Origin of the sequence: Pseudoalteromonas sp. UG3-2 (assembly GCF_037120705.1) — a bacterium.
Taxonomy (GTDB): Bacteria; Pseudomonadota; Gammaproteobacteria; order Enterobacterales; family Alteromonadaceae; genus Pseudoalteromonas.
In genome coordinates, this window is record NZ_JAWLJU010000002.1 from 2,223,996 (window position 1) to 2,245,762 (window position 21,767).

22 protein-coding genes are annotated in these 21,767 nt (G+C 43.5%); 2 read left to right on the top strand and 20 right to left on the bottom strand.

Annotated features, from left to right (window positions below):
- Window positions 1-4 precede the first annotated feature (4 nt).
- From R3P39_RS13095 to R3P39_RS13160, 14 genes are all read right to left on the bottom strand, one after another.
- Window positions 5-1,513: an RHS repeat domain-containing protein gene (locus tag R3P39_RS13095; RefSeq protein ID WP_336567987.1), complete on the bottom strand. Its 1,509-nt coding sequence runs from the start codon at window positions 1,511-1,513 to the stop codon at window positions 5-7.
- A 351-nt stretch (window positions 1,514-1,864) separates the two neighbouring features.
- Window positions 1,865-2,182: a hypothetical protein gene (locus R3P39_RS13100; RefSeq protein WP_336567988.1), complete on the bottom strand. Its 318-nt coding sequence runs from the start codon at window positions 2,180-2,182 to the stop codon at window positions 1,865-1,867.
- Between the two features lie 3 nt (window positions 2,183-2,185).
- Entirely contained in the window at window positions 2,186-2,836 is a 651-nt protein-coding gene (locus R3P39_RS13105) for an RHS repeat-associated core domain-containing protein (RefSeq protein WP_336567989.1), read from the bottom strand.
- A 106-nt stretch (window positions 2,837-2,942) separates the two neighbouring features.
- A complete protein-coding gene (locus R3P39_RS13110) occupies window positions 2,943-3,404 on the bottom strand; it encodes a hypothetical protein (protein ID WP_336567990.1) in 462 nt (153 codons plus the stop codon).
- Window positions 3,401-4,945: an RHS repeat-associated core domain-containing protein gene (locus R3P39_RS13115; RefSeq protein ID WP_336567991.1), complete on the bottom strand. Its 1,545-nt coding sequence runs from the start codon at window positions 4,943-4,945 to the stop codon at window positions 3,401-3,403. Before R3P39_RS13115 ends, R3P39_RS13110 begins: the two co-directional genes overlap by 4 nt.
- A gap of 263 nt (window positions 4,946-5,208) precedes the next feature.
- Window positions 5,209-5,694: a hypothetical protein gene (locus tag R3P39_RS13120; RefSeq protein WP_336567993.1), complete on the bottom strand. Its 486-nt coding sequence runs from the start codon at window positions 5,692-5,694 to the stop codon at window positions 5,209-5,211.
- An 84-nt stretch (window positions 5,695-5,778) separates the two neighbouring features.
- Window positions 5,779-6,042 (bottom strand): hypothetical protein, encoded by a 264-nt coding sequence (locus R3P39_RS13125; protein WP_336567995.1) that lies wholly within the window; start codon window positions 6,040-6,042, stop codon window positions 5,779-5,781.
- Window positions 6,039-6,287 (bottom strand): hypothetical protein, encoded by a 249-nt coding sequence (locus tag R3P39_RS13130; RefSeq protein WP_336567996.1) that lies wholly within the window; start codon window positions 6,285-6,287, stop codon window positions 6,039-6,041. The genes R3P39_RS13125 and R3P39_RS13130 overlap by 4 nt, the downstream gene beginning before the upstream one ends.
- A gap of 240 nt (window positions 6,288-6,527) precedes the next feature.
- Window positions 6,528-6,650 carry an RHS repeat-associated core domain-containing protein gene (locus tag R3P39_RS13135; protein WP_336567997.1) on the bottom strand — a complete coding sequence of 41 codons (123 nt, stop codon included), beginning with the start codon at window positions 6,648-6,650 and terminating at the stop codon, window positions 6,528-6,530.
- A 147-nt stretch (window positions 6,651-6,797) separates the two neighbouring features.
- Entirely contained in the window at window positions 6,798-7,094 is a 297-nt protein-coding gene (locus tag R3P39_RS13140; protein WP_336567999.1) for a hypothetical protein, read from the bottom strand.
- On the bottom strand, window positions 7,094-7,801 hold the full coding sequence (locus tag R3P39_RS13145; RefSeq protein WP_336568000.1) for an RHS repeat-associated core domain-containing protein: 708 nt from the start codon (window positions 7,799-7,801) through the stop codon (window positions 7,094-7,096). Before R3P39_RS13145 ends, R3P39_RS13140 begins: the two co-directional genes overlap by 1 nt.
- Window positions 7,802-7,907: 106 nt before the next feature.
- Entirely contained in the window at window positions 7,908-8,369 is a 462-nt protein-coding gene (locus R3P39_RS13150; RefSeq protein WP_336568002.1) for a hypothetical protein, read from the bottom strand.
- Entirely contained in the window at window positions 8,366-9,562 is a 1,197-nt protein-coding gene (locus tag R3P39_RS13155) for an RHS repeat-associated core domain-containing protein (RefSeq protein ID WP_336568003.1), read from the bottom strand. The genes R3P39_RS13150 and R3P39_RS13155 overlap by 4 nt, the downstream gene beginning before the upstream one ends.
- Before the next feature lie 24 nt (window positions 9,563-9,586).
- Entirely contained in the window at window positions 9,587-10,384 is a 798-nt protein-coding gene (locus R3P39_RS13160; RefSeq protein ID WP_336568004.1) for a hypothetical protein, read from the bottom strand.
- Window positions 10,385-10,451: 67 nt separating this feature from the next.
- Between R3P39_RS13160 and R3P39_RS13165 the strand changes: the two genes are divergently transcribed.
- Window positions 10,452-10,700: a PPC domain-containing protein gene (locus R3P39_RS13165; RefSeq protein ID WP_442962051.1), complete on the top strand. Its 249-nt coding sequence runs from the start codon at window positions 10,452-10,454 to the stop codon at window positions 10,698-10,700.
- 35 nt (window positions 10,701-10,735) lie between these two features.
- Here the strand turns inward: R3P39_RS13165 and R3P39_RS13170 are convergent, their stop codons facing one another.
- The 4 genes from R3P39_RS13170 to R3P39_RS13185 all read right to left on the bottom strand — a co-directional run bounded on the left by R3P39_RS13170 (window position 10,736) and on the right by R3P39_RS13185 (window position 16,980).
- Window positions 10,736-13,543, bottom strand: coding sequence for a TolB family protein (locus R3P39_RS13170; protein ID WP_336568005.1), 2,808 nt, complete (start codon window positions 13,541-13,543; stop codon window positions 10,736-10,738).
- Between the two features lie 78 nt (window positions 13,544-13,621).
- Window positions 13,622-13,864, bottom strand: coding sequence for a hypothetical protein (locus R3P39_RS13175; RefSeq protein ID WP_336568006.1), 243 nt, complete (start codon window positions 13,862-13,864; stop codon window positions 13,622-13,624).
- A 187-nt stretch (window positions 13,865-14,051) separates the two neighbouring features.
- Window positions 14,052-14,903, bottom strand: a complete 852-nt coding sequence (locus R3P39_RS13180) for a D-hexose-6-phosphate mutarotase (RefSeq protein WP_336568008.1) — start codon at window positions 14,901-14,903, stop codon at window positions 14,052-14,054.
- A 118-nt stretch (window positions 14,904-15,021) separates the two neighbouring features.
- Window positions 15,022-16,980, bottom strand: coding sequence for a methyl-accepting chemotaxis protein (locus R3P39_RS13185; protein WP_336568009.1), 1,959 nt, complete (start codon window positions 16,978-16,980; stop codon window positions 15,022-15,024).
- A 270-nt stretch (window positions 16,981-17,250) separates the two neighbouring features.
- Here R3P39_RS13185 and R3P39_RS13190 point away from each other — a divergent pair, with 270 nt between their 5' ends.
- A complete protein-coding gene (locus tag R3P39_RS13190) occupies window positions 17,251-18,528 on the top strand; it encodes a porin (protein ID WP_336568011.1) in 1,278 nt (425 codons plus the stop codon).
- A gap of 125 nt (window positions 18,529-18,653) precedes the next feature.
- On the opposite strand, the gene asnB is transcribed toward R3P39_RS13190, so the two are convergent.
- Window positions 18,654-20,660 carry an asparagine synthase (glutamine-hydrolyzing) gene (gene asnB / locus R3P39_RS13195; RefSeq protein ID WP_336568013.1) on the bottom strand — a complete coding sequence of 669 codons (2,007 nt, stop codon included), beginning with the start codon at window positions 20,658-20,660 and terminating at the stop codon, window positions 18,654-18,656.
- Window positions 20,661-20,669: 9 nt separating this feature from the next.
- Window positions 20,670-21,740: an aspartate/ornithine carbamoyltransferase family protein gene (locus R3P39_RS13200; protein ID WP_336568015.1), complete on the bottom strand. Its 1,071-nt coding sequence runs from the start codon at window positions 21,738-21,740 to the stop codon at window positions 20,670-20,672.
- Window positions 21,741-21,767: the final 27 nt, after the last annotated feature.

A 21,767-nucleotide genomic window follows, 5' to 3' on the forward strand; every position in this document is an offset into this window, starting at 1 on the left:
CTCATTATTGAGACTTCTTGTCTCCCAAATTTCTTAACACACTAGTTTTTATTCGCTTAGTATTAACTTTTAGTTCCGCCCTAGCCTTGGGGCCGCGACCAGAACCCAAGCTATCAGGCTTAGAAACGTCTCCCGAAGGATTCCCTGTTAAAGATGTAACAACAGTAACTACTTGGGCACCAAATTCAACAGCAGTGGATGCTGCCTCGACCACATCTTTAACTTTATCAGATTTAGCTATTGCTCCCGCGACTTTTATTCCTGCAACACTTGGTGCCATAATTAAGTGACCTTCGAGAGCTGCATCTCCCATTTTATCCAGTTCTTGATTAGTCATTTCATGAGCTTTTTCTTGATCTCCTCCAGTCTCAATTAACTTAGAGTCTTTTATAGCTTGCTCAATCTGTTCAATTGGAGTTTTACCATCAGGATCAACATACTTATACGGATTGTTATTGGCATATGCAAATCTATTAAAGCCTTGAATATTCCCTTGACTAATAAATGTTGCAGCATCAACAGGATCATTAGAATAGAACCGACCTATAACTGGATCATAGTATCGTGCCTGCATATAACTTAGACCAAGTTCTTTATCAAACTTGTGTCCCGTATAGCCTACATCGTCCTTTGCCTCCTCTAACGTTTCACCAAACGGACGATAGTGCTGGCGGCTATCTGCCGTTGAGATTGGAATAACATTGCCAGTTTTAGCAATAAGCTTTTCCCCTAAGTAAATATAATTGATGCCTTCTCCAGTTAATGTGTCGCCTTTTTCACGATACAATAAGGTACCGTCTTGGCTGTAAAAACTATAACTCGTGCCTTTGGCTTCAACCTGCTTAACTCGACGGTTATGCCCATCATATAAAAAGGTATTTCCTTTCGCTGATACCATTTGATTGGCAGCATTATAACTAAGCCCAAACGCTCCATTGTGTTTGATGTTACCGCGTGCATCGTATTGAATATTGCCATATTTGCCGCTCGTGCCAGTGCCGGTGATAGAGCTTAATCGGTTATTAGCTCGGTTATAGCTATATGCTAGGTCAGTGTCTTTGCTTTTATACGTCTCAATATTGCCCAGCCCGTCATAAGTAATGGTGCTTTTACCAATTAAATTACCACCATACACGTTGGTCAGACGGTTTAAATCGTCATACACCAAACTAGTCAGACTAAACCCTGGTTGCACCATATCTATGATTTTGGTGACATTGCCATTGTTGTCAAAGCCATAGGTTAAATTGACCACATCATTATTATTGAGTGTATCTTTAATGGTCTTTGGCATTAAACTGATTGGGTCAATACTCATTGAATGCGTCGCGTTATTACCAAAGGTAAAGCTTTCTAGCATACCATGTGCGTAGTACTTAGCCTCTGTTGCAAACTTGTTTACGATACTACCACTTTTATCAATTTCAACCGCTTTGGTGGGCTCACCATATCCATTAGGGCTGTAATACACTTTACTTTGGTCAATGAAAACAACTGTTAAAGATTGGTACATCGTTTCTGTTTTTGACGATGAGGAATTGATTGGCGAAGGCCAAAAATCTCAAGTGCAATTGAAAGACTTCGAACTACTTCGGCACGGCTTTTCGCCTGAGCAGATCACTCAATTGAATTTGGCACCAAACGGAATTTTTCATTGAGCCTCTCAGCTTGCATTGAAAACAAACTAAAAGCCACAACAGTCAGAAAAAACAAAGCCCCGCGAGTGCGAGATGATTTGGTTGGATTCAAATCAGTTCAACCAGCCTTGAAAACAAACCTCAGCCACCTAACCCAGACAAAACAAAGCCCCGCTTCCTAGGTCAGAGTGCGAGGCTTTGGATTCAAAAGTAAACTAGCTATATTGCTATATCCAGCCAGAAATATACTCCCCTACATCTTTACCTCTATCAGCAGAAGATTTGGAATAGAACTCTTGTTTTTTGTCTTCTGTACGGATAGATATAGGGAAAACAATTAGCGTAACTAGCAAAGTTAAAATAATTAACACCAGCATTATTCCAATGCCAATTGTTACTCTCATTGCCCATGTAAAGTCTCCAGAAAAGGCAACTGTCAAACCTACAATTACCACTAAAGGCCATAGTAGGTTTGATATTATTACTTTTATAGCTGTAAAAATTGACACCTTGTCAAATATGACTTTACTAAAATAATTACTCATTACTTATTGCCCCGAATTGTCTTTTTCTTCAGGCGTAAATAATTCTTTTACCCCTTCTTCAATTTTATCTGCCACAGGAATTGGTGACAATGTATCAACAACCTCTTTGCCAGCTCCAATTGCTATATTTTCACCGTCTTGACCAGCCTTAATAGCACCTACAGTACCAACTTTTACTGCTCCATCAGTTCCGACTGCTATTCTAGCCGCCTTACCTTCTACTTTGACAGTTTCTTTTGCTACTTTCATGGAACCAGAAACACCACCACCTAACATTTTTGCTCCGTGCGCTCCTACAGCGCCAAGAGCACCTGAAATGGCTACGCTACCATAATCTACATTATCTAAAGCTTCTCCAAAACTTTGACCTGACCCCATAGCCGATACCATTTGCATACCAAAATCAGCTCCAGCTCCCAAGATTGCTCCAAATATGGCGAACTCACCATCAGGGTCTACATATTTGTATGGATTATTGTTCGCATAAGTGTATCGATTAAAGCCATGAACTGGATTACCACGAGTGATATGTCCTATGACATCAACCGGATCATTCGAATAAAAACGACCTATGACTGGATCATAGTATCGTGCCTGCATATAACTTAGACCAAGTTCTTTATAGTGCAAAATCCAATCACTTTCAGCAGGCATTCCAACTTAAACCAGCAGCTGATCCAAAGTAAGTTGGCAGGTCATTCCGAACAAAATCAACACATAAAAAAGGTTAGCATTTGAGCTAACCTTTAAAATATCTGAATCAATTTATCTGATTTCTTTGATTCTTTATGCGCTTTTTAAAATACAACCTGTATACCAAGTCTCCAATAGCTAATAAAAATAGCAAAATAAAAATAAAATTGACACCACTACTTCGTCTCTCCAATGAGGCTTTATCAAATAGTTCAACGTCCTCAATAGTTATTTGGGTGAAAATGTGACCTATACTTTCAATTGATACATAGTCTCCTTTTGAGATATCAGGAATTGTTTCGCAAGGCACTTTGATTCTATTCCTGAACCTATCATCATTTTTCAGTTTTAAATTATATTGATAAGTTGATTCAGTTTTAACATCTTTAAAACACTCAAAATATTCAACATAGCCGGATGTATACTTATGATCAGCGACAAAACCTTGTATAATCAAAAAAGCCATAACAATCATAAGCACAAATGAAAAACCTATGTTTAAATAATCTTTCAGTAAGTTAACTATCACTTATCTAACTCTTCAATTTGATTTTTTTTAGTAACAGCTTCATTTACATCATTCGCCAAAACTGCACTCTCTCCCCCTGCCGCAATAGCGCTCTTTGTCATACTGCCTGTACCCGAACCAATATTTTTCAGAATATTTTTCCCGGCGTTTGAAACACCTTTTACTCCAGTGAGGAAATCTCCGGTAGTTGCTAGATTTTCAGCAAGTTTGGGATCACCTGTAATTGCAGATGCTACTTCTTTAGATAAAGACTCCCCAGACAGACCTTCACCCATTAAAATAACACCTGAAGGAATATTTCCAGTAGCAGCTAAAGCAGCTCCTGCGGCTATTTTAACAGTATCGCTACCTGATCTTGGAGCAGTGTATGAAGCATGATTCGCTTTCGCTGCTTTTGAATTTGGAGCCATGGTCACTGACATTCGTTGAGCGCCATATGAACTCATTCCTGTTGGATCAGTATATTTATAGGGGTTGTTATTCGCATAAGCGTATCGATTAAAGCCATGTATACCATTCTCAGTATCTAAATGAGAATAAGCATCAATTGGATCATTAGAGTAGAAACGCCCTATGACTGGATCATAGTATCGTGCCTGCATATAACTTAGACCAAGTTCTTTATCAAACTTATGTCCCGTATAGCCTACATCGTCCTTTGCCTCCTCTAACGTTTCACCAAACGGACGATAGTGCTGGCGGCTATCTGCCGTTGAGATTGGAATAACATTGCCAGTTTTAGCAATAAGCTTTTCCCCTAAGTAAATATAATTGATGCCTTCTCCAGTTAATGTGTCGCCTTTTTCACGATACAATAAGGTACCGTCTTGGCTGTAAAAACTATAACTCGTGCCTTTGGCTTCAACCTGCTTAACTCGACGGTTATGCCCATCATATAAAAAGGTATTTCCTTGCGCTGATACCATTTGATTGGCAGCATTATAACTAAGCCCAAACGCTCCATTGTGTTTGATGTTACCGCGTGCATCGTATTGAATATTGCCATATTTGCCGCTCGTGCCAGTGCCGGTGATAGAGCTTAATCGGTTATTAGCTCGGTTATAGCTATATGCTAGGTCAGTGTCTTTGCTTTTATACGTCTCAATATTGCCCAGCCCGTCATAAGTAATGGTACTTTTACCAATTAAATTACCACCATACACGTTGGTCAGACGGTTTAAATCGTCATACACCAAACTAGTCAGACTAAACCCTGGTTGCACCATATCTATGATTTTGGTGACATTGCCATTGTTGTCAAAGCCATAGGTTAAATTGACCACATCATTATTATTAAGTGTATCTTTAATGGTCTTTGGCATTAAACTGATTGGGTCAATACTCATTGAATGCGTCGCGTTATTACCAAAGGTAAAGCTTTCTAGCATACCATGTGCGTAGTACTTAGCCTCTGTTGCAAACTTGTTTACGATACTACCACTTTTATCAATTTCAACCGCTTTGGTGGGCTCACCATATCCATTAGGGCTGTAATACACTTTACTTTGGTCAATGAAAACAACAGTTAAAGATTGGTACATCGTTTCTGTTTTTGACGATGAGGAATTGATTGGCGAAGGCCAAAAATCTCAAGTGCAATTGAAAGACTTCGAACTACTTCGGCACGGCTTTTCGCCTGAGCAGATCACTCAATTGAATTTGGCACCAAACGGAATTTTTCATTGAGCCTCTCAGCTTGCATTGAAAACAAACTAAAAGCCACAACAGTCAGAAAAAACAAAGCCCCGCGAGTGCACTTCTTAGATCAGTGAATGCGATGCTATGGATTTAAGAAGATTCATGTTTACGATTTTTTGCAATTGGTTACTTCTCCGTTAGCGTGAACGTTTTGAATGTGATTATCATCAAGTATCTTAAGTTTCGACTCTAAGGTTTCGCCAACCGCTGGAAATAAACCAGAGATTCCGTTAGAAAAAACGCCTAACTGATCGATGTTTATATCATACTGAATATTCTTTAAGGTGTTTTTAAATTGATTCTCTTCATTAACAAATTGAAATTGTAGTTCATAGGATATAGCTGATTTCAATTGTGTATCTACGTTCACTACTGTAACGAATCCATTCTGAATCACTAGATTCGAACTTTGTGTAAACTCAAGAGCGTAATTATTTTCGCCTTTTAAGCTTACCGAAGTTGATTCATGCTGTTCACACTTCCAAATCCCATCAAGATCAAACTGTGTTGAATTAGCACTTGTCCCTGTGGTGAACGCGATAACTAACAACAAAGCCATATTCGAAAAGAATCGAGATTGTTGGTTTGTCATTTTGGGTTAGACCTTCTGGGTTAAAAAATTTATTATTTGGAAGCAGCCTCACTTGAACTGTGAGGCTTCACCCCTTAAATTATACTAACTTGGCTTTTTCTTTTCTTCGCGCACACTTTGCTCTGTCCCTAATAAAGGTGATAGCGCAATTATGAGAAGTCCACTTCCTATTAAGATCTTTTTACCCACTGTAAGATAATAAGATATAGGCTGTTCCTCTTTAGTCGAGTTCAATCCCTTTCTACCAGCTTCTTCAGAAGCCAAATCCCAAATTCCATAAGACAATGTTAGTAAGCCAATTACTGCCAAAAAGAAACGAAATTTCTTATTTATCTTTAGGTAATTCATTGCTGATCCCTTTCTTTCACAAAATCTTCAGTTCCAGAAGAAACTTGATCTTTTATTAGTTCTTTTGAAGATTCTTTTAAATAGTCGCTAACATTTTCTTTGATGCCTTTTGTAGGTAATCCATCAATTAATGGTCCTAATTTTTTATTTACGGAGCTTGCCGCTATTTCACCCATTACTTTAGCCGTTGCGTCAGTCGCTACATCATCACTATTTGTCATTATATCTGCAACATCTGCTACCAAAGCTACAGTTCCTGCCGCACCTCTCCCAACAGGAGATAATATAGCTGCTGCGGTAGCTGTATCTGAGGCAATCTTAAGTGTTTCCGGGCTTGCTTTAGGTAAAACACCCGCCGCAGAAATAATTTGCTGTTTCTTTGCAACTATATTGACCCCTTCATTATTTCCAAAAAAGCTTACAAAGTTAACTGGGATATCGATTTTTCCGCTGGGGTCAGTGTATTTATATGGATTATTCTTGCCTTACCTATATCTATTTAAGCCGTGAACATAATCTCCAGTTGCCATGTGACCCATAACATCAACTGGATCATTCGAATAAAAACGTCCAATCACTGGATCATAGTATCGTGCCTGCATATACATTTATCGACACTACGCTTCATAGTAAATAGTCAATAAAGAATAATTGATTCAATACTTTAGTAGTGTAGCTTAGTTCTTGAAGTCAGTTGAATTAAGAGTAAAATAATAAAGCCCCGCAAGGACGGAGCCTTATTTAGACAAAGAAAATTAAGATTGTTTTCTAAAAAAATTAAGGCTTAATTTACCGTTTTCTTTAAACATATTTTGGTCGGCGACTTCACCTGATTTGATAGCCTCTTTCACGCCAAAATATGCAATCAAGAAACCAATTAAAGAGGATGCCGAAAAAGCAATAAGAAACGTATAGAAAATTCTTAGAAGATTAATTTCTCCGCCTCCCCTAAATAAGGTTAAAGCTATAATGCCGCCGCCAATAATGCTCATTGCATAAATAAATATGTATCGAAAAGCCTTCAAAAAAGCTTTATTGGCTGTTATTTCCATTATTTATCTTCTCTTAATTCAGTATTGATAACACTAGCAGCGGTGCCTTCTGCGGCTTTTTGTAAAGCCTCGCCTCCTCGATTCAGAGCTGCGTCTAAAGTTTTACTACCCGTATTGGGGGAAGGAGCTTTTAAACCAACGGCATTAGATAATGCACCAAGCTTTGTCTTACCAGCTCTAACAGTCATTTTACCTGCACCAGCAGTTGTGTCTAAAGCCGTATCTCCAGCCCTCTCAAGACTTCCTGCATGATTTCCTGTGAGTCCATCAGAGATTAGGGAAGCAGTTGCAGCAGAACTCGTTTCGATTGTTTGATTGCCAGCAGTCGTAAGAACTTTCTGACCTACGGTTAATCCTTTTGTCGCAATACTCAAGCCACTAGAAACGCCTCCTGCTACTGTCATTGCGCCGACTTTAGTCCAGTTATTGACTTTTCCTTCAGTCAAAACTTGCGTACCTATTTCAACAGCAGCACCAACGATAGCTCCGATAGCAAAATTTAAAAACTCGCCATTTGGATCGGTATATTTATATGGATTATTGTTTACATACAAGTATCTGTTGAATGACATTACTGGATTTTTAGGCGTCCAACCAACAGGATCATTCGAATAAAAACGTCCAATCACTGGATCATAGTATCGTGCCTGCATATAACTTAGACCAAGTTCTTTATAGTGCAAAATCCAATCACTTTCAGCAGGCATTCCAACTTAAACCAGCAGCTGATCCAAAGTAAGTTGGCAGGTCATTCCGAACAAAATCAACACATAAAAAAGGTTAGCATTTGAGCTAACCTTTAAAATATCTGAATCAATTTATCTGATTCCTTTGATTCTTTATGCGCTTTTTAAAATACAACCTGTATACCAAGTCTCCAATAGCTAATAAAAATAGCAAAATAAAAATAAAATTGACACCACTACTTCGTCTCTCCAATGAGGCTTTATCAAATAGTTCAACGTCCTCAATAGTTATTTGGGTGAAAATGTGACCTATACTTTCAATTGATACATAGTCTCCTTTTGAGATATCAGGAATTGTTTCGCAAGGCACTTTGATTCTATTCCTGAACCTATCATCATTTTTCATTTTTAAATTATATTGATAAGTTGATTCAGTTTTAACATCTTTAAAACACTCAAAATATTCAATATAGCCGGATGTATACTTATGATCAGCGACAAAACCTTTTATAATCAAAAAAGCCATAACAATCATAAGCACAAATGAAAAACCTATGTTTAAATAATCTTTCAGTAAGTTAACTATCACTTATCTAACTCTTCAATTTGATTTTTTTTAGTAACAGCTTCATTTATATCATTCGCCAAAACTGCACTCTCTCCCCCTGCCGCAATAGCGCCCTTTGTCATACTGCCTGTACCCGAACCAATATTTTTCAGAATATTTTTCCCGGCGTTTGAAACACCTTTTACTCCAGTGAGGAAATCTCCGGTAGTTGCTAGATTTTCAGCAAGTTTGGGATCATCCGTAATTGCAGATGCTACTTCTTTAGATAAAGACTCCCCAGACAGACCTTCACCCATTAAAATAACACCTGAAGGAATATTTCCAGTAGCAGCTAAAGCAGCTCCTGCGGCTATTTTAACAGTATCGCTACCTGATCTTGGAGCAGTGTGTGAAGCATGATTCGCTTTCGCTGCTTTTGAATTTGGAGCCATGGTCACTGACATTCGTTGAGCGCCATATGAACTCATTCCTGTTGGATCAGTATATTTATAAGGGTTGTTATTCGCATAAGCGTATCGATTAAAGCCATGTATACCATTCTCAGTATCTAAATGAGAATAAGCATCAATTGGATCATTAGAGTAGAAACGACCTATGACTGGATCATAGTATCGTGCCTGCATATAACTTAGACCAAGTTCTTTATCAAACTTGTGTCCCGTATAGCCTACATCGTCCTTTGCCTCCTCTAACGTTTCACCAAACGGACGATAGTGCTGGCGGCTATCTGCCGTTGAGATTGGAATAACATTGCCAGTTTTAGCAATAAGCTTTTCCCCTAAGTAAATATAATTGATGCCTTCTCCAGTTAATGTGTCGCCTTTTTCACGATACAATAAGGTACCGTCTTGGCTGTAAAAACTATAACTCGTGCCTTTGGCTTCAACCTGCTTAACTCGACGGTTATGCCCATCATATAAAAAGGTATTTCCTTTCGCTGATACCATTTGATTGGCAGCATTATAACTAAGCCCAAACGCTCCATTGTGTTTGATGTTACCGCGTACATCGTATTGAATATTGCCATATTTGCCGCTCGTGCCAGTGCCGGTGATAGAGCTTAATCGGTTATTAGCTCGGTTATAGCTATATGCTAGGTCAGTGTCTTTGCTTTTATACGTCTCAATATTGCCCAGCCCGTCATAAGTAATGGTACTTTTACCAATTAAATTACCACCATACACGTTGGTCAGACGGTTTAAATCGTCATACACCAAACTAGTCAGACTAAACCCTGGTTACACCATATCTATGATTTTGGTGACATTGCCATTGTTGTCAAAGCCATAGGTTAAATTGACCACATCATTATTATTGAGTGTATCTTTAATGGTCTTTGGCATTAAACTGATTGGGTCAATACTCATTGAATGCGTCGCGTTATTACCAAAGGTAAAGCTTTCTAGCATACCATGTGCGTAGTACTTAGCCTCTGTTGCAAACTTGTTTACGATACTACCACTTTTATCAATTTCAACCGCTTTGGTGGGCTCACCATATCCATTAGGGCTGTAATACACTTTACTTTGGTCAGGATATTGGGTGTAGGTTTTATGCTGCAATCCATTGTAGCCATAGGCAACACGGATTGGCGATTGGCCCGAAATAGTGAGTTTTTCTGACTTGATTAAATCTTGATTGGTGTATCCATAGGTGTGTGTTACCTTGCCTGCGGCTAAAGAAATCACGTTACCATTATTATCCCGAGTGTAAGTCACCGGAGGCGTGCCCGAAGGGGGGTTAAACTGATGGATGTCACCTAGGTTATCGTACTTATAACTTGTCGCACCTGCAGGCTTTGTCGTAGTGCACTGGGTGTTGCTAACTCCTTCTTTCTTCCACACTACTTGCCCAAGTGCATTATACTTTAATACGGTATTGCCAACATCAGGGCGCATAATTAAACATAATTGCTGATGTGCATCATATTTTCGTGTTTCTACCGCGATCACCTCGACACTATCAACCCAACTGCGGCCCTTTTGAGTAATTGACTTCACATTGCCCAAGATGTCTACGCCAATTTTTGTGCTCACCCCCTCTGGAGACTCTATATACGTTGCAACTTCATAGGCCGGTGCGCCAAACGCCTGGTAAGTGGTGGTGGTTTATTATTACGATGCCCCTCAAGGCGTGAGCAATGTAACCTTTACCATGACTGGCGGTTCTGGTGATGCCGACATGTACGTGCGAAAAGGCGAGCAACCAACTACCGCCACCTGGGATTGTCGCCCTTATCGCTGGGGTAATGACGAAAGCTGTAATCAAAGCGATGGCGGCGGCAGATATTGGGTGATGATCAGAGGCTATAATGCATACTCTGGCGTTCAACTCGTTGCCAACCATAATTAAACCATAGCGAGCGGGGTGTTCTATCCCGCTCGCCGTTACAGCTGATACCACAGGCTAAACCAAGCACGGTTTTCTCCTGTTAGTTCCCTGCCCTCAACCCGTGCCGCCCCCATGCTTACACGAAGGTCGGTTAAGCCTGCCGGTGCAAAGTGCACCGCTTTGCCCAATATGCGCTCAGACAAACGCATTGACCATTTGACACCGTAGCTTTGCGCCACCACGGTACCGTCAAGCTGGTGTTGTTTGTAATATAACTGAGGTTGGCCTTGGCGCCATGACGTCGCAAATTGGTAGCCTAAATAGCGCTGACCGCTCTGAAAAAAGTGCGGTAACTCGGGAGCGCTTACGGTATCAAAGCTGGCCGGCAAATCGCTACTGGTGGTTCTGCCGCCACCTAAGCTCAGTGGCATATCACGGCTGTAGCGCTGTTGCACCTGACCATAAAAGGCCACCTGCCAAAGCTTCAACCGAGCATTAACTTGATAGCTGTAGCCTTGAAGCTCTCCCAACCACTGAGAGGCCGACCAGTTAATCGCCGCACCGTGTAGCTTAGTGTCGCTAAGCCAGCCGCCATCAAAACCATAACTGAGCCCCGACCACTGGGCGCTGTCACGAACCAAATGGTGACCCCCTAAAGTTGGCGTGATAAAAGCCAAAGGATCGCCAAATCGATAGGCACTCAAAAGGCTGGCTTGTTGCCGATTAAAGCGGTGATGTGTGGCAAAACTATCTGCACCTGCCTGCTTATCGACTTGCCAGTCTTGATAGGCCACATTGAGTTGGCTTTGCCATTGCCCTTGACGGTAACTTACCTGCCCATACCCCGCCGCCAAGGCGCTATTGGATATGCTTTGCTCCGCGCCCACTTGCCAAGCCAACTGTTGTAAAACATCCTGTCCCTTCAGCGCAAGACTCACACTGGCAAACGAGGCGCTATTAAATGCAGCTCCTAAGGCCAAAGAAGTCGCTTGTGGAAGCGCCGAATAGGGCCGCTTCTGTTTTGGTGAAAGGTCTATGGATGCTGCGGGCAAACGGTGGGGGTGAGGCGCTTTTTGCAATTCAGCTTGGTGATGAACAACATCATTAAGGTTTGTCCAATTCGCATTATCGAGCTTATCGACTTTAACTCCGCTGGGGGTAGCATAGCGAGCAAACAGTTGCTCGTCAGGGTTAACCCAAACCTGTTGTAACGGCTTATTACTGGGTGCCAGCTGCTGCAAAACTCGCCCCTTAGGAGCATACCGTAAGATGTGTAAGTGGCCATCGCGACCAGAAATAAAATAAAGCCAGTCACCGTCATAAGACCAATTAAGAGATGCTATATATTGATACTCAGCGGGGAGTTGAATGCTTTCTAACTGCTGACTGGCCATATCATACAAAAAAATCTGCCAGCGCTGATTGGGCGAGACCTTAGCAAATGCCAATGTCGCTTGGCTTTGACTTAAAACAGGGAAGTCAAAGACATCTCCTAGTTGTGAATCCAGTATGCGACTACTGGTTTGCTGCGCTAAGTCGATACGCTCGAGCTGGGATAAGCCTTGGCGACTCACCTCAGCAATGAGGGTGTCTTTATCTACAATGGCAAAGCGCCTTACTCCCATGTGCTGAGTTAGCCGCTTTGTCTCCCCCGTTTCAATATGCCAGACAAATAAATCGTTGATATAAACCTGGTCTGATTGCGGCGTTTTAGCAACGAAATAAACGCTATCTTCATCTAACCACTGAGGGTGATAAATACCACCATAATCTCGGGCATCCAATGTTGCCAAACGCTTTTTAGCAAATACTTTGGGAGCGGCATCAGCAATATCATCTGGGTCGGCAGCCAGTAAAGCTTGATTACCTTCTTCAAAGCGCTTAATCGCCTCGGGATCCGCCGCATTACTGTATACATTGAGCGCCATATAGCCCTTTTTATCGCGCTCTACAACTAGAAACTTGTCTGCACTGGGCGCCAAGGCAATGTCGGTAGCCGCAAAGCTAAACTGCTGCCACAACTCACTGCTATCCTCTTGCTCTTGTTGCATGGCTGCATAGGTATACTCTGCCACAAAGCGGCGATACAGTGTTTTGGCCGATGCCGCAAAAGCCCCCCGAAAAGCTTGCTCAAAACTGCGCTCTTTGACAGCCTGAGCTCGGGTCCAGACCGCATCCAGTGTCTGTTCGCCATAATTATCTTCAAGCCAAGCAAGAAAGCGCACTCCCACTAAGTAGGCCATGGAGCCCGATAAATATTCTTGGTTGTCATTACTGAGTTCGGCGTAGCTAGGCAGCGCACCTTGCTGGGCATAATAGCGAACCACGCTTTCGCTGTAATTATAGTATAGTCGCCCACGGCCTGTTAAGCGCGATTCTAACAAGGTGGCATACCCTTCACTTACCCAGCGCGGTAACACCGCATCGAGTAAATCGCTAATATCATAAAGATCGCGCCAACGCTGTCGCCAAGCATGGCGGCTAGGCTGTGACATATGCACCAAATGAATGTATTCATGTAATATAAGAAGCTGTTGCCAGCTGCTGTGATTGGCGATCATCGAGTCGGCCTGCGGCGGGGTGACTTGTAGTGCTATCATGGGGTTATCACTGCTGGGCAAAGCAAAACCATTGGCGAGATTACTGGGGTCATAAATAATGACATCAGCTCGCCCAGGTAATGCTCGGTTTTGCTGCGCTAACACTTGTGTGCGTACCACTTCCAACTCAGTGGCAGCAGAATAGGCCCATTGCGACAGTGCTTCGGGAAAATGTACGTTAAAGTGTTGTGTTTGTATTGTTTGCCAAGTGGCCTTGGCATGAAAGCAGCTTAGCCATAATAAAACCGTTAGTACTATTCGCATGTCCTTTCCACCTTGCTTGCTTTATCACTGAAGCTTAGCAAGAGATGGTTTGCATTAGTTAGGTTTTTATTGGCGGCGTTACAAAGAGTGATTCATATTTGCTGGGGTGATAGCCAGCTTTAATACCGCAAAGGCAATAATAAACACCATGAGCACCAGTTCAGTGGTTAAGCCGGAGCGCCACATAGCCAATGCCAGCGAGGCAGCACTACTTAACACCGTCAAGCTCGCAGCGGTTTGCATTTTTTTGCGTCGAGATTTGGCCAGCTTGGCTGCTATGTAGAAGCTGACAGCGGCGAAGCAATAGAAAAAGAGGGTCATTATTAGCTCCTTGCTAAAGTAGACTAATACCAATCCGCATTAATACTTACTCAATTTGAGGGAGCAAATTCGACGCTAACTGCGTTGAAAATTTCTTATTTAGAACAACTAAATAGACCACTTAATTAAGCGAATTGGTATAACCTCTTTTATTATATGCTAATGATAATTATTATCAAGTAGGTAATTATAGCCAACGAATTGAGGTGCTTAAGGTGTGGCTTTGCCCAGGCTCTAAATGCACCGCGTCTTCCATCACATTCGCCGCCTCTAAACACAACATGGTATGGTACTCTTCGTCGTTAAAGTTGCTTAAGCGCTTTGATTTTTCAACCCAAGGATTCCAAAGCACGCAAGACTGGGAGTTTTCACGCTTGACCTCTATGATCCCCGCTGGTGTGTTAATCGTTTGCGTGGCGGTTGCTTGGGTATAAACCATGTCGGTTTCTCTTGCGAATCCCACCACCTCGGTTTGCGCAAATGGCCCTTCACCAAACTCTATGTAACTGGCTCCTTGCAGGCCATCGACTGTGGTGTTGCTAATTTCTGGGGTAGGAAAATAGGTATGCAGGGCTTGAGTAAGAGTAAACGCTTGCTTGCCCGTATTGGTGTTAGTCAACTTAACCGTGAGTTGCTCAGACAGCACAAACTCCACCGCCAGCGTCGATTCATGCGGCCAATACTGCTCATCGACCTGCAGCATTGGCAGGGTTAATTTAACCTTAATCTCTGTGGCTGTTTCTTCTACGGTATCTGCGCGCCATAGTAAGTTACGCGCTACGCCATGAATTGGCCAGTCACTGTTTTTATGCACTCCAAACCAAGGCCAGCAAATAGGAATGCCGCCGCGCACAGGTTTACCTTCCATGTAGTCTTCGGCTTGCGACACCCAGATCAAATTGTTTTTTCCTGCAGGGATAAATTCAGTTAACTGCGCTCCTTGAAGAAAGATTTTTGCCTGGCAAAGTGATGAGTTTACCGCAAGGTATTCAAGCCCAGACTCAGTGCGCTCAATGGCTACAGAAGGTGATAGTTCCATGGTCATTCCTAGGTCAATTTGATAATAACTTTACCATACCACTTAACGCCGTTGAGTAAACTGTTATCAAAAGAAACTGAAATAGTTTCAACCACATCAGCATTAACCGCTCAGCGTGTTATACCTTAAACTTACCTACCAACTCCGCGAGCTTATCTGACAAGCTTTTTAGCTGTACTCCATTGTCGTTAGTGTTTGCAGCAATATCGCTGACGTTATCCGCCGCGTTTTTGATCTCAACCACATTGCGGTTTATGTCTTCCGCTACATGCTGTTGTTGCTCAGCAGCGGTGGCGATTTGGGTATTTAAGTCGCTGATGTTCACTATCGACTGAGTTATCTCGCTAAACTGTTGCTGCGCCGAGTTGGTTAACTCCACCGTTTGCTCGGTGACATCCAAACTCCGCTTCATTTCGCCAGAAACCTGCTCACTCATTTTGCGTAACTTATCGAGCTGAGAGGCAATTTCTTCGGTGGATTCCGAGGTACGCTGTGATAACGCCCTTACTTCATCGGCCACGACCGCAAACCCTCGACCATGCTCACCGGCTCTCGCCGCTTCGATTGCTGCATTTAAAGCCAGTAGGTTGGTTTGCTCGGCAATACCGCGAATGACGCTCAAAATAGACATGATGTTTTCGCTTTCGGAGTCGAGCTGCATGATGTCTGAGGTCGCTTTATTTATTACTTCAGACAAAGACGCCACGCTATCAACCGATTGAGTAATAACCCTTTGGCCAATTTCAGAAGCTTGCTGCGTTTGCCCTGCCAGTTCAGCTGCATTAGCACAACTTGCCGCCACCTCATTTGCCGTGGCCGCCATTTGGTTAATTGCCGTCGCGGCCATTTCCAAGGCTTGCTGTTGTTGATCCGTGGCGCCATTTAATTGCTCTGACTGCTCTGCCGTAAGCGTGGCAGTGGTGCTTACCTGTTGAGCACACTCATTGATTTGCTTCACCAACTCGGCAATTAGGTTTAAGAATAAGTTAAAGCTGTTGGCTAATTTGCCGGTTTCATCTGCGGTTTTAATATTCAGGCGTTGAGTGAGATCGCCGCCCCCTTGAGAAATTTCAGTAAGACCATCACTCACCTCGACAATAGGTCCAGAGATCAACTTCGAAATGTAGCTGGCTAACAGTAAAAACACCACAATTAATACAATACTGATCAGCACAATGGTAATGGTCATATTATTCGCCGGTGCCATTACCTCGCTTTGCTCCACTAAACCAATAAACTTCCAGCCAAGCTCCGGAGAAGTATAAATATTGGCATAATAGTCTTTGTCATCGATTTCCAGTTCAAACAGCCCTTCTCTGTTCTGTGCCAGCTCGCGATAACGACCATTATCGACCTTAGATAATTGTTTAAAACGGTAATCCGCATGCTTTACGTCTACTAGGACATTACCCGTGTCTTCCACCAGCATCAGATAGCCGGTTTCACCGAGTTCAATATCACTGATAATCTTGGTCAGCCCTTTGAGTGAGACATCCATCCCGGTAACACCCACCGTGCGGCCACCTTGTTGGATGGCTTTAACGGTAGAAACAATGACCATATCATCGGCAGCCCAGTAGTAGGCGCTGGTGCGTACGGTGTCTCCTCCGGCCTCTTTACCGGTCATATACCAGGGCCGCTGGCGCGGATCGTAGTTAGCGTTCACATTCCCCTGTGGCCACTGAATATAACCACCTTGCTCATTCCCCATGTAAATATAAGCAATGCCAGGATGAGTCTCGCCAAAGTGTTCGAACAACGAAAACGCTTTGCGCTCCGTGTTACTGTTTGCCATGGAGTTAAGCATGGTGGCCGACGCCGCAGACATATAGGTTTTGACATCTTGTTTTGCCGCTTGAACCCGGCCATGTGATGCTAAATAGTCAACGTCTTTGGCTATTTCATCAAAAAACATCACGATACCGTTATCGACTTGCAGCGCTTCGCGGTCACTGAGCTGAGAAAAGCTCTCAACAGCCTGTTGGCGCGTTTGATTGATCACCAACACCGTAATGATGATCAAAGGAAGGGCGATTGCTGCGGCAAATGAAGCTTTTAATTTGTATGAAATATTCATGGATCTACACCGTACCATTGATATCAAAAATATAGTCTACTGACGGAATAGAGCAAGGAGCGGGCTAAATTGTTAAATTTTCATTATTTATTGGTCAAAATTTGTCTCTGGAAATAGAAAAGTTTATGATCTTTCGGGCATAATGCTCCAGAAATTTCAAAAAAGTTCATTTTTTAGGCTATTATTATCCATGCTTGTCATAAGCATTGGAAACATTAACCTTTTATTTGTTCGAGATTTTGCGCTCAATCATTTAACAACGGGATATATATGTTAAAAGTATCAACTATCTCACTGGCGTTGGGTCTAGCTCTTAGCTCTAACTCAGTGCTTGCCAGCGATTCAGAAATTGACGCTCTTAAACGTCAACTTGCTGAACTTCAACAGAAATTGACGCAGCTTGAAAAGAAAGAACAGGCTCGCAGTCAAAAAGAGCAAACGGTACAAGCCGAAAAGAAAAAGGTAGAAGTGGCCAAAGCCGACCCTAAACCAACGATTAAGGTTGGCGGCGCGGTGCGCACTAACTTCAGCCACACCTCTTACGATGACGACAACAAGAATCGTGGTGGTGATTTCGACTTTGATATTTTCCGACTGAACTTCTCAGGTAATGTTGGTGGTTTTGGCCTAAACGCCGAGATCCGTTTCTTCGACTACATGAGCGCAGTGAAATACGCCTATTTAGATTATGACTTTGCCGATGTTTGGCAGGCTCAAGTAGGGATGACGAAAGTACCTTTCGGTAACTGGCCTTATAACTCTCATAACTGGTTCTTTAATACCACGTATTACATTGGCTTAGAAGATGACCACGACATGGGCGTAGTGTTTAAGCGTAAGCTAAGCGACAACTGGCAACTCGACCTAGGCTTCTTCAAAAATGATGAGCTAGGCGGCGTAGATGGCTATGTTGAAGACCGCAGCGACCGTTATTCGTATGATGTAGTGGGTTTCCGCCAAGCCGGCGATGGCGTGTATGACAACCCAGCGCAGCCAATCGGCGAGTACAACACCTTCGCAGGTCGTTATGCCTATCACGTAGAACACGATGGCGGCACTACTGAACTGGGTGTTTCAGCGCTAGCGGGCGGTTTGCACGATGGCAATGACCGAGCGGGCGACTATAACGCTTGGGCATTACACTTAAACAGCAACATGGGCCCATGGAACATTCAGCTCCAGCACGGTGAGTACAACTACGATATCGATAACGTCAACCGCATGGCGGTAGGCGCGTATGCGTTCTACGACTCAATCGCAGCAGAAGCCACTATGTCGAACTTTAACGTGGCTTACAGCATGCCTGTGGAGTTTGGCCCAATCACTGGTCTGCAGTTCTACAATGACTATGGCATCATCTACGACAAGTCAGATAATTCTGAAGACACTTGGATGAATGTCACTGGCGTTTCTCTAGCAGCTGGTGCGTTTTTCACCTACGTTGACTTAGTCCACGCGAAAAACCAACCATTTGTGGGTGGCTCTATTGCCGGCGACAGCGACGAAACAGAGCGCCGCTTTAATATCAACTTCGGCTATTATTTCTAATAGCCGGTTTGCACTATTAAGCGAACGCGATAAACGCACATATTAAAAAAGGCTGAGCAACTAAGGTTGCTCAGCCTTTTTTAATTATTGTTTATTTTGGTTCCGCTCAAGCCATATCATGACAATTACGCAGACCAGCCGAGTGACTCCGCTTGTGCTGCAGCTTGTTGCGGTAAGTCTGCCGCGATAAACTTGCTGTGCAACACTTGCACCCCAAGCAAGTGATTAATCACGGCATCAAGCTGCACTTTTAAAGAGTCGTCCGCTTCCGGTGAGTCGTGCAAGTCAAACAGGGCATTAACGGCATCAAAATCAAGTAAGCCTGATGCAGCAATCGCTTCTTGAGATAAATACTTATCAGCAAGTACCCGCATCGCCGTCCACTTTTTCTCATCGGAATGGGCTGGCGGAGCCATAAAAGCAAACTTCTCACGCTTATAGAGTACTTCAGGCAGTAAGCCTTTCATCGCTTCGCGTAAAACATACTTTTCTTTTCTATCTTTGATGCGATATTTAGGCGGAATGCTGAAGGCAAATTCTGCGAGATGATGATCCAAAAAGGCCGGTCTGGCTTCCATGGAGTTCGCCATATCGACCCGGTCTCCGCCCCAAGTGAGAATTTGCCCCTCTAACATGGTTTTAATCCAAACGTATTGGGCTTTATCTAGGGGGTGGCGTCCTTCAAGCTGTTTGCTATCTAACGTTTGCGCGATCGCTTTGCCAGGGTCGTAACCCGTTAACGCCTCGCGGTGCTTAGGTGCCACCAGCCGGTGGGCGAAGTCACTGCAAGACAACCAGGGCTGTAAGCAGCTTGGGGTAAAGCCAACCACCTCATCTAATGCCGCACTGTCATGTTGCTCTCGCGATAGCATGGCGCCTTTAAACAGCTTATTGCTGTCCTCGAGCATGGCTTGCCACTGCGCTTTTTCATCGCTGTCGAGCTCGTCTAAACCATAGAGAAATAAGTCTTTACGAAAAGCCGGATAACCGGCAAACAGTTCGTCAGAGCCTTCCCCGGTCATCACCACTTTATAATTGGCTTGATTAACCTGCTGACTCATCAAATATTTAGCAACACCTAGGGTGTTATAAATGGTGCGCTCGGTATGCCAAAGGGTTTGCTCGAAGTAGCCATACAGTTCATCACCACTTAATGACATAATATGATGATCGGCTTTGGTGGCCTCGGCCATTTGTTTGGCAATGGGGGTTTCGTCGTAGTCGGCGCTGTCAAAACCGATGGTAAAGGCCTTAATCGGCGCCTGCGCCGCCGCGGAAGACAGACCTAAAATAGCGCACGAATCAATACCGCCACTTAAATAGCAACCCACAGGTACATCAGCCGTTAACCTTAGTTGCACCGCCTCCAGAAGCTTTTTACGTACGCCATCAATGTAGTAGTCTTCTTCTTCGGCGTGGTTATACTGCTCAGCCTGTGGAAAGTTAACATCCCAAAATGGCGTATCGGTAATTTTAAAACCATCTTCTGAGCGGGTAATACTCACCACATGACCGGGTTTCACCTGATAGACGTTCGCAAATGCCGTGCTTCCCGGCACCATGACTTGGATCAGTTGGTGAAATAATCCTTCGCTGGAAAAACGGCGTTCCACTTTGGGGTTGGCAAACAATACTTTTAACTCTGAGCCAAACACCACTTCGTCTTCGGTTTCGGTGTAGTAAAGTGGCTTAATGCCAAATCTATCTCGCACTAAATGCAAGGTATCGGTTTTTTGGTCATATAAAGAAAACGCAAACTCGCCACGTAAGTGCTTGAGCATGCCCTCTAGGCCATACTGCTGATAGAGGTGAATGGCAATTTCTGAGTCACTTTTACTTTGAAAGCGCGCCCCCTGGGCCACTAGCTCCGCCCGAAGCCGCGCATAATCATAAAATTCACCATTGTGGGCTAGCATGATGCGGTTGTCAGAGCTTAAAAAGGGCTGTCTGCCGCGCTGTTCATTCAAATCAATAATCGACAGTCTGGCATGGCTAAAACCTACGCCGTTGACTTGTTTATAACCAAAGCCGTCTGGACCGCGATGGTGTTGAATAGCAGCCATATTAACTAATAGCTGATTGTCGAGCTCTGTCTGATCATTGTTAGCAAAGATACCCGCGATTCCGCACATATATACTCCTTAAATTACGTCCATTACGGTACTGGCTCGCTGCACCATGCAGGTGAGCAACGCTTGGCGCAGAAATACTGCACCACGAGCTTGACTGAAGTACCAATTATGAGGAGTGGCGTCGACACTGGTACATAACTCCTCACCACGGGCAAGGGGGTGTAAGACAATGGCGTCTGATTTAAACGGTGAATTAGCGTCTAATTTAAACGACTTGCCATAGGTCTCAAAGCTTTCACCGACCCAAGCGATTGAGTTGATGTAAACCACATCCAGCTCTGGAAGGACTGAGTTCAGGTGATGGGCAATAGTGACCTTGACACCCGCTTGCTCAAGTTGAGCAATTTGCTCTGGCGTCACCGCATCTGCAACACTGTCGTCATACAGCAAGAATATTTCTTCTACAATGCGTGGAAAGTGCACAAACATTTTCAGTAAACTACGCACCGTGCGCATTTGACTCGGCACGCCGATAACACCAATTTTAATGGGATTAAAGTTTTCACTATCAGGTAACAGTAAACTGGGTCGCCATTTAAAAATGGTATACAAATCCGACATCGCCTGAGTGGGGTGCTCGTCAATGCCGTTACCGGCATTAATAATGGGGATCCGTAAGCAGTGGATCATTTCTTCAATGGACTCCACCGACGTGTCACGTAGCACCACGCAGTCGCCATAGTTATTAAACATTTCCGCCACGTCTTCTAGCGACTCACCTTTGGCGATACCTGTTGATGAGCGGTCGGTGATCGACATAATATCGCCCCCTAAGCGGTGCCAAGCACTCTCAAACGAGAGGCGAGTACGTGTACTGGGTTCATAAAATGCACTGATCAAGATTTTCCCGCTCAAAGGCGAGCTAAATCTGGCGGGGTTACTTTCATATTTGGCAGCTAACCGAAACAGCTGGATCAATACGTCTCTGTCTAAATGGTCAACACTGATAATATGTTTATTCTCTAAACAGTGAAGCCGGTCGAAGTCTTCTTCTATCGTCCTGAGTAGCGCCTTAGGATGTGCATCCCCGTAGACGTCAGGCTGCGCTCGATTAAACTCTACTTGCTGCGCACTTACCATAACTGCCTCTTTTTAAGATCTTTTAAG

Bases quoted from the DNA above. Each gene is read 5' to 3' on its own strand.
- R3P39_RS13135 (WP_336567997.1), bottom strand. From the start codon at position 6,650: ATGTATATGCAGGCACGATACTATGATCCAGTGATTGGACGTTTTTAT.
- asnB (WP_336568013.1), bottom strand. From the start codon at position 20,660: ATGTGCGGAATCGCGGGTATCTTTGCTAACAATGATCAGACAGAGCTC.
- R3P39_RS13100 (WP_336567988.1), bottom strand. From the start codon at position 2,182: ATGAGTAATTATTTTAGTAAAGTCATATTTGACAAGGTGTCAATTTTT.
- R3P39_RS13200 (WP_336568015.1), bottom strand. From the start codon at position 21,740: ATGGTAAGTGCGCAGCAAGTAGAGTTTAATCGAGCGCAGCCTGACGTC.
- R3P39_RS13105 (WP_336567989.1), bottom strand. From the start codon at position 2,836: ATGCCTGCTGAAAGTGATTGGATTTTGCACTATAAAGAACTTGGTCTA.
- R3P39_RS13175 (WP_336568006.1), bottom strand. From the start codon at position 13,864: ATGACCCTCTTTTTCTATTGCTTCGCCGCTGTCAGCTTCTACATAGCA.
- R3P39_RS13125 (WP_336567995.1), bottom strand. From the start codon at position 6,042: ATGAATTACCTAAAGATAAATAAGAAATTTCGTTTCTTTTTGGCAGTA.
- R3P39_RS13115 (WP_336567991.1), bottom strand. From the start codon at position 4,945: ATGTACCAATCTTTAACTGTTGTTTTCATTGACCAAAGTAAAGTGTAT.
- R3P39_RS13180 (WP_336568008.1), bottom strand. From the start codon at position 14,903: ATGGAACTATCACCTTCTGTAGCCATTGAGCGCACTGAGTCTGGGCTT.
- R3P39_RS13140 (WP_336567999.1), bottom strand. From the start codon at position 7,094: ATGGAAATAACAGCCAATAAAGCTTTTTTGAAGGCTTTTCGATACATA.
- R3P39_RS13170 (WP_336568005.1), bottom strand. From the start codon at position 13,543: ATGCGAATAGTACTAACGGTTTTATTATGGCTAAGCTGCTTTCATGCC.
- R3P39_RS13190 (WP_336568011.1), top strand. From the start codon at position 17,251: ATGTTAAAAGTATCAACTATCTCACTGGCGTTGGGTCTAGCTCTTAGC.
- R3P39_RS13145 (WP_336568000.1), bottom strand. From the start codon at position 7,801: ATGCCTGCTGAAAGTGATTGGATTTTGCACTATAAAGAACTTGGTCTA.
- R3P39_RS13095 (WP_336567987.1), bottom strand. From the start codon at position 1,513: ATGTACCAATCTTTAACAGTTGTTTTCATTGACCAAAGTAAAGTGTAT.
- R3P39_RS13185 (WP_336568009.1), bottom strand. From the start codon at position 16,980: ATGAATATTTCATACAAATTAAAAGCTTCATTTGCCGCAGCAATCGCC.
- R3P39_RS13120 (WP_336567993.1), bottom strand. From the start codon at position 5,694: ATGACAAACCAACAATCTCGATTCTTTTCGAATATGGCTTTGTTGTTA.